The following is a 14,203-nucleotide window of genomic DNA, read 5'->3' on the forward strand; positions in this document are numbered from 1 at the left end:
TAAAGTTTCTTAATCATTCCATTGGGTATGAAAAGTGCCTGGTAGATCAGTACGTTCGTAGGTATGTGCTCCAAAATAATCGCGCTGTGCCTGAATTAGGTTTGTTGGAAGTTTTTCGGATCTGTAAGCATCAAAATAGGCTAATGAGTTCATAAGCCCAGCCACAGGTAATCCTTTTTGTACAGCAAATTGAATAACTTCTCTAATGCCAGTTTGAGTTTCATTGAATTTTTTTGCGATATCAGAATCTAAAAGTATGTTTGGCAGATTGGCATCTTTAGCAAATGCTTTTCTAAAATCTTCAAGAACATCTGCACGGATGATACAACCTCCACGCCAAATTTTTGTAACAGTTTCTAAATTTAACTCATAGTTATATTCCTTAGATGCAGTTCTAAGCTGTGCTAGTCCTTGAGCATAAGTAATTAGGATAGAAAAGTATAATGCATCTTTTAGAGCACTAATAGCTTCGGGTGCGTTTACAGTAGCTTGTTTGTCATTCCAAACTAATTTAGTAGCAGCCTCAATTCTTTCAGGCTTACTTTTTGACATATCACGCATAAAAACTGCTGCATCAATGGTAGGGACTGGTACTTGCAGATCCATAGCATTTTGAGAAGTCCATTTTCCTGTTCCTTTAGATTTTGCCCAATCAGATATCAGGTTAATCAATCTCACTCCATTTGGCTCTTTTACTTTAAGGATAGCAGCTGTAATTTCGATTAAGAACGACTTAAGATCGGTTTGATTCCATTCTTCAAAAGTTTTTTCTATCGTATCTTCATCCAGATTATAACCGCGTTTCATCAGGTCATAAATTTCAGAAATAAGTTGCATGATTCCGTACTCAATTCCGTTGTGAACCATTTTTACATAGTTACCTGCTGAACCATTTCCTAAATATTCTACACATGGTTCACCATCTACTTTGGCAGCTATAGCTTCAAATATAGGGCGAAGTCTCTCGTAAGCTTTTTTATCACCTCCCGGCATCATACTAGGACCAAATCTGGCTCCTTGTTCTCCTCCGGAAATCCCCATACCAAAGAAATGAATTCCTTTAGCAGATAATTCAAGGAATCGTCTATCAGTATCAGTGAAGTAAGTATTACCACCATCTATTATAATATCTCCTTCATCCAGATGTGGCAAAAGGCTTTGAATAGCACTATCTACAGGTTTACCAGCAGGTACCAAAAGCATAATTGCTCTTGGACGTTTGATAAGTTCTACAAAATGTTTAACGTCAGTTGTTGCTTCTAATGTATGTTCTGAATCAGCCTCCTGTTGTAAAGAATTGACTTTTTCTGTATCTAAATCTAAACCTGCTGCAGCAAATTTATGGCTGGCAATGTTTAAAAGTAGGTTACGACCCATTACGCCGAGTCCGACAATGCCAAAATCAAATGTGTTCATAGTTTTTTAAATTAACTAAGTTATTAGTGAGTTTTTATTTGTAATGCATTGAAATAATGAGTAGTTATGCTGTTTTTTTAATGCGTTACAAAAGTCCGAATTCTATTTGGATGACAGTTTTTTGTCATCCAAAAACGGTTGCGCTAAGTTAAATAAAAAGGTTGGAATACTATAGAATAAACTAGTTGATCTATTGTATTGGCTCAGCCGCATTTAAGAATCGTACTTATCGATAGGGATTTAAAAAGCTAAAAAATAAGAATATTAAATGGCATTGTTATTTTAGAACAGCTATTTAGATGTTACTTATGTAGTTTATGTTAATTGAATTTAAACGTATCAATTGGACTTTTTGTTCTGACAAATTAGTAGGTTTTAATCAAAGTTGAAAAAGAAATAAACTACAGCTGCCCATTCTTTGCTCACACCTCTTGCATAGCCAATTGTGCTATGGTTGCTGTTTTCGACAGTTCCGTCATTTTTAATATAGCCAATAGTTGAATGATTGCTATTCTCCACCGTTCCGTTGCTTTTTACGTAGCCTACAGTAGAATGGTTACTGTTTTCGATAGTTCCATTACTTTTTATATATCCGATTGTGCTGTGATTGCGGTTTTCAATAGTGCCATTATTTTTGATATAACCTACTGTAGAATGATTTCTGTTCTCAATAGTACCATCTGTTTTAATATAGCCAACTGTGCTGTGGTTTCCTGATTCTATGGTTTGGGCTTGTGCAATTGAAATACTTCCTAGTACTAAAATAATAAACAGTAATTTTTTCATTTTGTATGTTTTAAGGTTTTAATGATGAGGTTTTTTATTGTAAGCTTGTACAATTTTTATACCTTTTTAAAAGCCATGCTTTATGTTCGATAAACTCAAATGACTATTAAAAGAATGTAGTAATATCAACTAACATAAATATATACATTTTGATGTGTAAAGTATTTATTGGTACTTTATTTATTATTTGGTTATTGTAACTTTCTGATATAAAAAATAAAGTCCCCAGTAAACACTGAGGACTTTATATATAAATGGGGGAGTTATTCAATACAATCTAGTACTATATTTTTAAGAATATCTATTCTACTTTTAGGGCATATGGCTCTATTTTAAAACCTGCTTTCAGTACCGTTTCTATAATTTCCTGTTCAGTAATTCCCTCTGATTTTACAGTAAGTACTTTGTCTCTGCCAGTAGTATCGACGTCCCAATGGCAAATACCCTCAGCATCATCAAGAAAAGGAGTTACTTTTGTTACACATGAACTGCAATTAATGTTTGTCTTGAAATGTAGGTTTTGATTATTGTTTTCCATTTTATTATAAAAAATTATTTGTTAATTGATTAGGGCAAAGTTGGGCAATCAGCACTATATTTTATTGCGCTATTCTCTGTTTTATTTGTAATATTTACTGTAATGTTTTTATTTGCACTAAGTGAGGCTTTAGCCAATTATAATGGCTGAATTATTTTAAAAGTCCAAGAGCATGTTGCAGTTCAACGTGGAGTACTCGCAGGTTATAAACGGCATTCAGGTAATTTATTTTTGACTGTGTTAATGCTAATTCTGCATCTGTTAGTTCAAGTCTTGAACCTAGCCCATTTTTGAAACGATCTTCCATCATCTGGTAATTTAACTCTGCTGATTTTACCGTTGTTTGATGTATATCTAATTGCGTTATAGCTTCTTTCCATTTGCTTATAATAATTGCTAGCTCTGTTTTAATTCCATCTTTCAAATCGATTAAGCGAATTTTTTCTTGCTGGACCCTTATATTTTCTTGATTAATTAGAGAGTTGTTACGATTGCCATTAAAAATAGGTACACTAAGCTGCAAACCTAAGAAAGAGGTTCTTGGCCATGTATAATTGTCTAAATTCATATTATCTGCCTGCGCCTGTAACTGATATTGCCCTATTAATGACAGCTGAGGTAATAGCTCAGCTTTGGCTGCTTGTAGTTTTTTTTGCTGAAAATTAATCGTTAGTTCCTGAATATTTACATCATTTCGGTTTGTTTCGGCAATTTTTAATGCTTCATCAACGTTGTAAAACTCACTTTGATTTGTTTTATGATCAAAGTCAAGGTTGTCACTTAGTTTTATTTCATCAGGATCTTCCATTCCAATGAGTCTTTTGAGCTCAATACTAGATACGTCTATATTGTTATTTAAATAAGAAGCTGAAGATTTTAGATTTTCTACAGCAATAAAACTTCTTAAAGTATCAGCCTTTAGACCTCTACCTTGTGCAAATAATGATCTGGAGTCATTTAGCGCTTTGATATTTCGCTGTAGGCTTTGTTTCAGTAAATTAAGCTGTTGATTCATCATCAGTATATCAAAATATTTAGTAGAAACCTGAAGTGCCACTTGACTTTTTAGTTTAGCAGTCTTTTCATTTTCAATTTTTTCATTGATTACTGCTGCTTTTGTAAGGCGATGAATACCGGGTGCATAAATGGGTTGGTTTAATGAAAGGAATCCGTTATAGGTATTTCTTCCGCCAACAGCTACGTCCTGTACTGCTTTATTCGTACCAGCAAATGAACCGGGTAGGAAAATTTGTTGTTTGTCAAAGTAGTGAGAATAGGCTGCATTTGCCGAAATGTTAGGTAGTAATCCCCCTTTTGTTTCGCGGGTTTTTTCTCGTGAATGCATTTCTTCTAGGGTTTGTACCTGTAGGGTTTTATTACCCTGCTTTGCCATTTCTAATGCATCGGTAAGGGACAGTTCCCTTTTTTGAGCCTGTAATTGGTTACTGCTGCCTATTAGCAACAGTAACATAATTATATATAAAATGTTCTTTTTCATCTGTTTCTTTTTTGGAATTTAGAATCATAATTTTGTAGTTGACCCACTATCGTCACTATCTTCTTCTACAATAATTTTTTCAGGTTTTGTACTTGAGAGATAAGAATACACAGCTGGTATAATAAACAGTGTAAGTATTCCTGAAAAGACCAATCCTCCCGCAATCACAATGCCTAATGACTGGCGACTGTTTACTGTAAGTGCAATTGGTAATGCTCCAAATATCATTGCCAATGATGTCATTAAAATAGGGCGGAAGCGTTGCTCTGCAGCTTGTATAGCCGCATCGTATTTTGACAGTCCAGATTCTTTTAAATGATTGGCAAATTCTACAATAAGTATCCCGTTTTTAGTAATCAATCCTACCAATGTGATAATACCAATCTGACTGAATACATTTAAACTCTGACCAAACCAGTATAAGCTAAGTAAGGCTCCAGTAATTGCCATTGGCACGGTAAGCATAATGGTTAGTGGATCACGAAGGCTTCCAAACTGAGCTGCAAGAATCATGTAAATAAGTACCAATGCAAGGATAAGGGTGAAACCGATATTACCTTGGCTTTCTTGATAATCGCGAGACTGACCTGCCAAAGAAGTTTTGAAGCTCTCATTTAAAACCTCATTTTTTATTTTTTTAATTTCCTCTATTCCTTCAGCAAGGCTAACTCCTGGGGCTGTTGCTGCAGATACAGTAGCCGATATGTATTGATCGTAACGATAAATTGCTGCAGGGCTTACAGCTTCCTCAGTTGTTACCAAATTACTTAAAGGAATCATTTGTCCTGTTGAGGAGCGAACATGAATGGCATTTAGGTCACTCATATCATTTCTATTGGTTTTGTTTAACTGACCAATTACTTCATATTGGCGGTCATTACGTAAAAAATATCCATAGCGCTGTCCTGAAAATGAAAGCTGTAATGTACGGGCAACTTCTTGTATCGATACACCCATTAAGGCAGCTTTCTGGCGGTCGATGTTTATTTTTACTTCAGGTTTATTAATTTTAAGATCGGTATCAACAAACATAAGCTTCTTACTTTGGCGTGCAGCTGCCAGAAATTTTGGGAGTACGGCTGTTAGACTGTCTAGGCTTTGTGCCTGCAACACATATTGTACTGGCATTCCACCACCATAACGGGTACCAATAGTTGGAGGTAGATACGGAAACAATAAAAATCCCCTAAATTTTCCGGAAGCGGCTCCATATTGGTTATACAAATCTTGTATAGTTGTTTTTCTTTCTTTTGGGTCTTTGAGATAAATACTTTGTACAGCTATATTAACAGCAGCAGGTGCGGGGATAAATGAAATGGCTACCATCGAATAGGTCTGATACAATCCTTCGGTAGAGTCGTTCACATATTTACCAACTTCAGTCATGTGTTTTTTCATGTAATCAAAAGAAACTCCTTCGGGTGCAACGGCAATGAGGTTCATATTAGAACGATCTTCTACGGGAGCAAGCTCTGATGGAATTTCTTTTCCAACAAAATAAATAAGAGAGGCTGTACCTGCTAAAAATACCCAAGCTAGCCATCTGAATTTCATAAATGTAATAAGCAAACGGGCATATCCATTGTTCATACGGACGAAAAAAGGTTCGGTTACTTCGTAGAACCATCCTGGTTTTTCTTTCTTCTTTAAAAAATAAGCACCCAACATTGGCGTAAGCGTTAGTGCGACAAAAGCGGATACAAGTACAGAGCCCGATACCACAACAGCAAACTCCTTAAAGAGTTGTCCACTGATGCCACCCATAAAAACAATCGGAAGGAATACAGCTGCCAGTGTAATGGTTGTTGAAATAACCGCAAAATAAATCTCTTTTGAGCCTTTGAATGCCGCTTGTATGGGCGTCATTCCTTCTTCTATTTTTTTATAAATGTTTTCAAGTACAACTATGGCATCATCTACTACCAGCCCTATGGCGAGTACTAATCCCAAAAGGGTTAATACATTGATAGAAAATCCTGCGATATACATGATGAAAAATGCTGAAAGTATAGATACTGGAATAGCCAACACTGGAATAATTGTGGATCTCCAGTCTCTCAAGAATAAAAAGATAATCAGTACTACCAGACCGAAGGCAATAAATAAAGTTTCTTCGACCTCTTTAATAGATTCCCGTACCGGGCGCGTATAGTCAAAGCCTACTATTAGTCGGTAATCAGTTGGAACTTCCTTACGTAATATTTCAAGTCGTTTATAGAATTCATCTACTACAGCAATAGCATTGGCACCTCGCTGGATCTGGATTGCTACCCCAACTCCAATACGATTTAGGTTTCCTGTTTCGTTGATAATAGCGGTTCGTTCGTTTACTTCTCCTAATTCGGCAGAACCTATATCTTTCAAGCGGATTAAGGTATTTCCGACTTGCTTGATGGGCATTTCTTCAAAATCTTTTATCGTGGTAAGACGACCTAATGTACGGATACTTAGTTCACTGTTATTGCCCTCTATTCGCCCAGAAGGGAGATCGATATTTTCTCTTAGTAATGCCTTACGAATGTCTTCGGCAGTGAGCTGATAGGCAGCAAGCTTTACTGGCTCAAATCGAAGGCGCATAGCGTACTTATGTTCGCCTACAACGGCTACTTGGCTAATACCGGGAATAGATTGCATCCTGTCTTTGATAATGGTAGATGCCAGATGACTGACCTCTTTTATATCTTTGGTATCGCTTTCTACTTCAAGGAAAGCCACAAGGTTATCTGGTGAGGAAGATTTTTCGACAATTGGAGGATCAACATCAGATGGTAGTTGATTTCGAGATTTGGCAACCTTATCCCGAACATCATTTAACGCATCTTCGATGTCTATATCTCGGTTAAATTCTATAGAAATCACACTCACTTGTTCTCTAGATTCAGAAGAAATGGTTCGAATTCCGTTTGCTTCCGCAATTGACTCTTCCATTGGTTTAGTCAGCTTAGATGCAATTACATCTGGGCTTGCACCAGGATAGAAAGTAACCACTGATATTACAGGAGGTTCTGTTAATGGAAACTCACGGATGCCTAATTCTTTCCATCCAATGATGCCTAAAATGACAATAAGGACGGAAAATACTCCAGCCAAAACTGGTTTTTTTATACTTAAAGATGATATACTCATAAACTTTACAAATTAAAATAGATTATTTAGACGTAACGGCTTTTACAGCAGTACCGTCGCCAAGGCGTAACGTATTCGAAATAATAATACTGTCGCCAGTTTTTATTCCTGATGTGATGATTGCGTCTGTTTCTGTTCTGTTGGTTATTGTTATTGCAATAGGTTTAGCCAAGCCATTTTTTATTACAAAAACTGTATAGCCTTTTTCACTAGGTATTAGTGCTTCAGTAGGTATCATTACGCTACTTGAACCCTTAGTAGTAATGGGAAAATAAACTTTGGCAGACAAACCAGCCCGGAATTGTCCGTTAGTATTATTAGATATGGCTTGTACCTGTAAACTTCTGCTTGTATCAAGTCCTGGCTCAGTTGCCGAAATGGTTGCCGAATACTGTTGGTCAGATAGTTCAGTGTTAAATTTTATCTGACTACCTATTCGTATTAATGATAGATATCTTTCAGGGACCGAGAAGTTTATTTTAACCCTATTTTGATCTTGAAGCGTTACAAGCTCCATGCTTGGTGATACATATGCACCTTCGTACACTTTAGAAATACCAATTTTGCCAGAAAAAGGCGCTTTAATTACTGTCTTAGCTAATTCTACATGAAGCAACTCTTCTTGTGCTTCTAGAGAATGTAAGCGCATTAAGCCTTCGTCATATTCTTGTTGTCTTACAGTTTCGGTTTTTAATAGATTACCCAATCTGTCTTTATCTAATCGAGCCAATTTTAATTCGGCACCAATCTGTTTTAGTCGGGATCTAATATCTGCATTGTTTAAAGTGTAAAGTACAGCTCCTTGATTAACATAACTACCATCTTTAAAAGCAACCTTGGTAATTTTTTGAGGTAACTCACTCATAATAGAAACTTCACGATAGGGGAGCATTGTTCCCACTACAGCTTCTTCCTGATTGAGTTCCTGTTCATTTGCGATGACTACATCTACAGGTAATTTAGGAACTGCATTGGTTGATGAAGTTGCTTTGGAGGACTTTTGTTCTTTGTTTTGACAAGCAATTAATAAGATGCTCAACAAAGGAATTAAAATTCCAGACCTTCTGGTAATGTATTTATTATATGACATGGTTTTATATTTTAATGATTCATTAAACAATTAAATTTCATTGCCAAAATTACATACAAATGCCAGCGTGCTTCCTGCACAATTACCGCTAAGAGTTATGAAATTTACTTTTGTTTAGGAATAAATTTGAGGTAGTGAATTTGTTTAAATTTGCTGTTAATTGGTGGTTTTAAATACAGCATTGCAGTATTAAATTCATGAAAAAGGAAACCCCTGTTCCTAATTAAATGAACAGGGGTTTCATAAGCTAATTTTACTCAAAATGGTATTGAACACTTTAGTTAATAAAGTTGCATCAAGAGTTTTATGAACTATTATTTTTACGAAATTGATTTTGTACAATATTCATCTTATCGCGTCTTATTTGTTTATAATAAGAAGAAGTAAAACCAGTATATTTTTTTAATTGATTCGATAAATGTGCTGGGTTGTTATACCCTAAAGAACTAGTAATTTCTGTCATCGATTGATCGGTATAAACTAAAAGCTCTTTTACTTTTTCTATCTTTTTTGAAATGATAAATTTTTCTAAGGTGTATCCTTCAGAAGTTGAAAAGAGAAAACTCAATGAATCGTAGTCTTTGTGTAATTCGTTGCTAATAAGCGTTGAAAACTTAACTGGCTCCGCTGTATCTAATTGTTCTTGAATCCCTTTTTCGACAATGTTTTTAATTAGATTGATGATTTTTTGATTCTTGCTATATAATAGTTCGAATCCGTTTTTTTTCAACATTGCTCTGATAACTTGTTCTTCAATTTTTTTACCAGTTTCTTTTAGAATTACTTCACCTAGGCTAATTTCGGAAACTTCAAGACCAAGTTTTGCAAATTCTTCTGACAGAACATAAATGCACCTGTTGCATACCATTCCTTTGATTAGTAGTTTTAAGGTTTTTTCCATCGCATCCAACTGTTTAGTTCTAAAGTCGTATTGCTTGCTTTTAATTGAAAATGAGTATGCTGTATATTGAGGTTATTGGTTGTTAGATTTTTCATTTTGTTAGATTTTTGATGATACAAATAAGAGTTTTAAACAGCTTTGGATTGTTGTGTTATTTTTTCCACTTCAAACGCAAACTATTACTAACCACACTTACGCTACTCAAAGCCATTGCAGCACCAGCTATCATTGGGTTCAATAAAAATCCATTAATTGGATATAATATACCAGCTGCAAGAGGAATACCGATAAGATTATAGATAAAAGCCCAGAACAGATTTTGCTTGATTGTTGCTACAGTTTGTTTAGATAGGCGTATAGCTTGCGGTATTTTTGTCAGGTCAGATGAAATAATGGTCATTTTAGCTACGTCCATAGCAATATCACTTCCTTTGCCCATTGCAATACTTACGTCTGCTGTTGCTAGTGCGGTACTATCATTAATACCATCGCCTACCATCGCCACTGTTTTACCCTGCTTTTGCAATTCTTTTACAAAATCGGCTTTATGCTGCGGCAATACTTCCGCCTTATAATGCTTAATTCCAGTTTGCCCCGCGATAGCTTTTGCAGTCGCTTCGTTGTCTCCAGTAAGCATATAGAGTTCAATACCCATATCTTGCATTTGTTTGATAGCTTCAACAGATGTTTCTTTGATCTTATCAGAAATTGCAATAACAGATAGCGCCTGTTTACTATCGGTAAACCATATTACGGTTTTTGATTCTTTGCCCCATTCATCTGCTTGATTCAATAATTGATTGGCAATAGTAATATTATTCTCTTCTAACAATTTTTTATTACCTACAAAATAAGTTTGCCCCATGTAAACCGCTTTGGCTCCTTTACCAGTGATACTATCAAAATCAGATAAAACCACAGTATTTATACCATCAAATTTTTTGACTACAGCTTCGGCCAAAGGGTGTTCGGATTGTTTTTCAATGCTAATTAAAATTTCTTTTGTTGCATCTTTATCATCAAGCCATTTAACTCCAGTAACTTGAGGTCTGCCTTCGGTAATGGTTCCAGTTTTATCCAAGACAATAGCGGTCACTTTTCTTGCCAGTTCTAAACTTTCAGCGTCTTTAATCAAGATACCGTTTTCAGCACCTTTACCCACACCAACCATTATTGCTGTAGGTGTAGCAAGGCCCAATGCGCAAGGACACGCAATAACCAATACGGTCACGGCAGCCATTAATGCTTGTGCTACAGCATTTTCTCCTCCTAGTAATAACCAAGTAATAAAGGTTAAAATGGCGATACTAATCACAATCGGGACAAAAATTCCTGCAATCTTATCTACTAATTTTTGAACAGGTGCTTTACTTCCCTGAGCATCTTGTACCATCTTTATAATCTGAGCAAGCATGGTTTCTTTACCTACTTTAACTGCTTTAAATTGAAAGCTTCCTTTTTGATTTATAGTTCCGGCAAACACTTTTTCATGCTCTTTTTTCAATACGGGAACAGGTTCACCGCTCAACATACTTTCATCAACATATGAATTGCCAGAAGTAACCATTCCATCTACGGCAATTTTTTCACCTGGTTTTACCAAAATAATAGCTCCAACACTCACATCTTCAATAGCTATTTGTTTTTCAGTTCCGTCGGCTTGTATAACTATTACAGTTTTTGGCTGTAAGCCCATAAGCTTTTTAATAGCTGATGAGGTATTACCTTTAGCTTTTTCTTCTAACAATTTTCCTAATAGAATGAATGTGATAACTACGGCTGCTGCTTCAAAATAAACGTGGGCGTGTAATCCGCGCTGATGCCAGAAATCCATAAACAGCATATTAAATACGCTAAATAGATAAGCAATTCCTGTACTCAAAGCTACTAACGTATCCATATTGGCAGAGCGGTGTTTTGTTTGCTTCCATGCGTTTATGAAAAAGTCTTTACCCAGCCAAAGAACGACAGGAGTTGAAAAGAACCACATGATTTCGTTGCCATAAGGCATATCCATAAAGAACATACCAATTACCACAACAGGTAGCGACAGTATTACTGCCCAAATGGTTTTGTTTTTTAGCTTTTTGAATTTTTCTGCATGGATGACTTCTAAAGATTCCTGTTGCTTGGTTTCGTCTACAATGAGTAAATCGTAACCAACAGCCTGAACTGCTTTTTGTAGCTTAGAAGAATCGGTTATATTAGGAAGGTACTCTACAGTTAGATTTCCTGTTGCAAAATTTACAGAAGCATCAACAACTCCAGATTCAAATTTCACGATATTTTCTGCGCTGCCTGCGCAAGACGCACAGGTCATTCCAAGAACGGGAAAAGTATTTTTAACTGTTGGTACACCATAACCGAGGTCTTTAATAGCTTTAACTGCATTACCAACAGTTTCATTGTTAGTAACAGTAATGGCTGCTCTACGGTTATTTATTTCTATTTCATAGGTTTCGACACCTTTAACCTGTGCCAAACCCTTTTTTATGATTAATGCACAGTGCTCACTTTCTACATCTGCTAAAGGAATATAAATTGTTTCCTTATTTTTATTTGTCGTCATATTTTGCTTGTTGTATTTTAATTGCAAAGTTGGCGACAATAGCTAAGGATTCTATTGCGGAATTATGGGTTTGATTTGTAATATTTACTTATACCTTATCCAATGGTTTTCTTCTGTCTTCACGAATCTGTTTAAAATGGCTAGGAGTTAATCCAGTAACTTTTTTAAATTGATTACTAAGATAAGCAACGCTCGAATAGTTCAAACGATCTGCGATTTCACTTAAGGATAATTCATCATAAACTAAAAGCTCTTTTATTTTCTCAATCTTTTGAGCAATAAAATATTTTTCTATTGTAGTGCCTTCTACTTCAGAAAATAGGTTAGAAAGATAATTGTAATCATGGTTGAGTTCTTTACTCAATATATCAGATAAATTGTTTTTTGAATCATTGTCCTGATGGTGTACCAAATCGATGATAGTATTTTTTATTTTTTCGATGATTCTACTTTTTTTATCATCAATTACTTCAAAGCCCAAAGGAACCAGCACACTTTCCAGTGAATTTCTTTCGTCGGAGGTTAGTTCCTTTGTAAGAGTAACTTCTCCCAACTTAATATTGGTAAACTCCAAACCAAGCTTTTCAAGTTCATCTTGAACTACCATTATACAGCGGTTACAAACCATGTTTTTGACGAATAATGTATTCATATTCCTTATTTGATAAAATTTTATATTGTAAATATATAGGCAAACTTACTATTAAAATTCAATTTACTATTCATTATAAATGACTAACTGGGTAAAATGTTTAAGACTGTAAATATATATTGACTTATAAATAATAATCTAAATTAGAGAGTTGATAAATGATGAATTAGTTTTTTTCGCACTATTTACAGCCACAATCAATCAGTAAATGTTATAAATCAAACAAGGAATAACACTATAGTGCAGCCCGATGCTATACTTAAGTTTGTACAAAAAAAAACAGGAAAATGGATTTGATATATTATTTGACAAACCCATCAAACTACATGAAAAGATAAAGGAGTTAGTGGGAATTAAATATCTAAATAAAATTAGATTACTGAAACCTAACCAAATTTTATCTATTAATCAGGAATAAATATGATACAAGAACATGCTGCTCAATATGAAAAAGGAATTGTCATAATCCCTGATATATCTGGTTTTACAAACTTTGTTATAAATACCAATATGTTTATCGGAAAATATATAACTGAAAATCTTCTGAAGTCAATAATAAATAGTAATAATCTTAACCTAGAAGTTTCTGAAATTGAAGGAGATGCTATATTGTTTTATAAATACCGCAAAATACCTTCCTTTGATGATACAATAACTCAGATAGAAGTAATGTACGATAACTTTAAAAAAGAAGTAGCCAAGCTTTCCTTACAGCTTGATATAAAAATTCCTTTATCATTGAAAATTATTGTGCACTATGGAGCTTTTACCAAATATAAAATTGGAAGGTTTGAAAAACTATATGGAGCGCCAGTTGTAGAAGCTCACAAAATGCTCAAAAATCATATTGCCAAATTTCCGCCGTATGCTTTATTCTCAGATGCATTTTTAAAAGCCAATTTTGAACAACCAGCTCAATCAACTTTAGAATATGATAATTGTGAGAACTGTATGTACCTGCCAGAAATCGGTTATATTCATTATTTGTGATTGGCTAGATTGCCTAATTTCGTATTTATGATATAATGAATAATTGTAGCATTCTGAATTCAAAATAGAATACAAAAACTTTTACTTCTGTTTTATAAAAATGTTTAAGACATTGATAATAGTGATTTTTTGTGTTTGTTTTTTTCTAAGTTTGTTATAGAAGTGTAAGTAAAGTATAAAAGATGAAAGACTTAGAAAAAAAGTTATTGAACAGGAATATAAAACCAACATCAGTACGGTTATTAATATTCAAGACGATGACTGAATTTAAAAAAGCGTTTAGCCTAACTGATCTTGAAACGGAATTAGAAACCGTTAATAAATCAACCATTTTCAGAACTTTGAGTTTGTTTCATGAAAATTTGCTTATCCATACTATTGATGATGGCTCTGGTTCTATGAAATATTCAATTTGCATGGAATCCTGTATGTGTACGCTTGGAGAGTTGCATGTTCATTTTAATTGCAACCATTGTCATAATACTTATTGTCTTGAAAGCATTTCTATACCACCAATTCAACTTCCTGAAAAATTCTTATTAGAGAGTGTCAATTTTGTAATGAAAGGAATTTGTGAAAATTGTTCCAAAAAAAGCCATCCTGCATTTGCAACCAGGTTCCCAAAATAGAGTGATAA

Annotated in this window: 11 protein-coding genes; 2 read left to right on the top strand and 9 right to left on the bottom strand. The window is 34.7% G+C overall.

Annotated elements, in window-relative coordinates; all coding sequences use genetic code 11:
• Positions 1-9: 9 nt before the first annotated feature.
• The 9 genes from gndA to OIU80_RS17640 all read right to left on the bottom strand — a co-directional run bounded on the left by gndA (position 10) and on the right by OIU80_RS17640 (position 12,576).
• Entirely contained in the window at positions 10-1,416 is a 1,407-nt protein-coding gene (gene gndA / locus OIU80_RS17600; protein ID WP_264288290.1) for an NADP-dependent phosphogluconate dehydrogenase, read from the bottom strand.
• 375 nt (positions 1,417-1,791) lie between these two features.
• The gene (locus tag OIU80_RS17605) at positions 1,792-2,202 is read right to left on the bottom strand and encodes a 5-fold beta-flower protein (RefSeq protein WP_264288291.1); all 411 of its coding nucleotides are present in this window, start codon (positions 2,200-2,202) and stop codon (positions 1,792-1,794) included.
• Between the two features lie 301 nt (positions 2,203-2,503).
• Complete coding sequence (locus OIU80_RS17610) at positions 2,504-2,740, bottom strand: heavy-metal-associated domain-containing protein (protein WP_264288292.1); 237 nt, start codon at positions 2,738-2,740, stop codon at positions 2,504-2,506.
• Positions 2,741-2,891: 151 nt separating this feature from the next.
• Entirely contained in the window at positions 2,892-4,238 is a 1,347-nt protein-coding gene (locus OIU80_RS17615) for a TolC family protein (protein WP_264288293.1), read from the bottom strand.
• Between the two features lie 24 nt (positions 4,239-4,262).
• On the bottom strand, positions 4,263-7,364 hold the full coding sequence (locus OIU80_RS17620; protein ID WP_264288294.1) for an efflux RND transporter permease subunit: 3,102 nt from the start codon (positions 7,362-7,364) through the stop codon (positions 4,263-4,265).
• Positions 7,365-7,386: 22 nt separating this feature from the next.
• Positions 7,387-8,454: an efflux RND transporter periplasmic adaptor subunit gene (locus tag OIU80_RS17625; protein WP_264288295.1), complete on the bottom strand. Its 1,068-nt coding sequence runs from the start codon at positions 8,452-8,454 to the stop codon at positions 7,387-7,389.
• A gap of 304 nt (positions 8,455-8,758) precedes the next feature.
• Positions 8,759-9,355 (bottom strand): helix-turn-helix domain-containing protein, encoded by a 597-nt coding sequence (locus OIU80_RS17630; RefSeq protein WP_264288296.1) that lies wholly within the window; start codon positions 9,353-9,355, stop codon positions 8,759-8,761.
• Positions 9,356-9,506: 151 nt separating this feature from the next.
• The gene (locus OIU80_RS17635) at positions 9,507-11,924 is read right to left on the bottom strand and encodes a heavy metal translocating P-type ATPase (RefSeq protein WP_264288297.1); all 2,418 of its coding nucleotides are present in this window, start codon (positions 11,922-11,924) and stop codon (positions 9,507-9,509) included.
• Between the two features lie 88 nt (positions 11,925-12,012).
• Positions 12,013-12,576 (bottom strand): helix-turn-helix domain-containing protein, encoded by a 564-nt coding sequence (locus OIU80_RS17640; RefSeq protein WP_264288298.1) that lies wholly within the window; start codon positions 12,574-12,576, stop codon positions 12,013-12,015.
• A 420-nt stretch (positions 12,577-12,996) separates the two neighbouring features.
• Here OIU80_RS17640 and OIU80_RS17645 point away from each other — a divergent pair, with 420 nt between their 5' ends.
• A complete protein-coding gene (locus OIU80_RS17645; protein ID WP_264288299.1) occupies positions 12,997-13,566 on the top strand; it encodes a DUF2652 domain-containing protein in 570 nt (189 codons plus the stop codon).
• Between the two features lie 182 nt (positions 13,567-13,748).
• Complete coding sequence (locus OIU80_RS17650) at positions 13,749-14,195, top strand: Fur family transcriptional regulator (RefSeq protein ID WP_264288300.1); 447 nt, start codon at positions 13,749-13,751, stop codon at positions 14,193-14,195.
• Positions 14,196-14,203: the final 8 nt, after the last annotated feature.

It is taken from the genome of Flavobacterium frigoritolerans, from assembly GCF_025847275.1.
Taxonomy (GTDB): Bacteria; Bacteroidota; Bacteroidia; order Flavobacteriales; family Flavobacteriaceae; genus Flavobacterium; species Flavobacterium frigoritolerans.

Coding starts and splice junctions, on each gene's coding strand:
- OIU80_RS17610 (WP_264288292.1), bottom strand. CDS start 2,740: ATGGAAAACAATAATCAAAACCTACATTTCAAGACAAACATTAATTGC.
- OIU80_RS17645 (WP_264288299.1), top strand. CDS start 12,997: ATGATACAAGAACATGCTGCTCAATATGAAAAAGGAATTGTCATAATC.
- OIU80_RS17620 (WP_264288294.1), bottom strand. CDS start 7,364: ATGAGTATATCATCTTTAAGTATAAAAAAACCAGTTTTGGCTGGAGTA.
- OIU80_RS17635 (WP_264288297.1), bottom strand. CDS start 11,924: ATGACGACAAATAAAAATAAGGAAACAATTTATATTCCTTTAGCAGAT.
- OIU80_RS17625 (WP_264288295.1), bottom strand. CDS start 8,454: ATGTCATATAATAAATACATTACCAGAAGGTCTGGAATTTTAATTCCT.
- OIU80_RS17615 (WP_264288293.1), bottom strand. CDS start 4,238: ATGAAAAAGAACATTTTATATATAATTATGTTACTGTTGCTAATAGGC.
- OIU80_RS17630 (WP_264288296.1), bottom strand. CDS start 9,355: ATGGAAAAAACCTTAAAACTACTAATCAAAGGAATGGTATGCAACAGG.
- OIU80_RS17650 (WP_264288300.1), top strand. CDS start 13,749: ATGAAAGACTTAGAAAAAAAGTTATTGAACAGGAATATAAAACCAACA.
- OIU80_RS17605 (WP_264288291.1), bottom strand. CDS start 2,202: ATGAAAAAATTACTGTTTATTATTTTAGTACTAGGAAGTATTTCAATT.
- OIU80_RS17640 (WP_264288298.1), bottom strand. CDS start 12,576: ATGAATACATTATTCGTCAAAAACATGGTTTGTAACCGCTGTATAATG.
- gndA (WP_264288290.1), bottom strand. CDS start 1,416: ATGAACACATTTGATTTTGGCATTGTCGGACTCGGCGTAATGGGTCGT.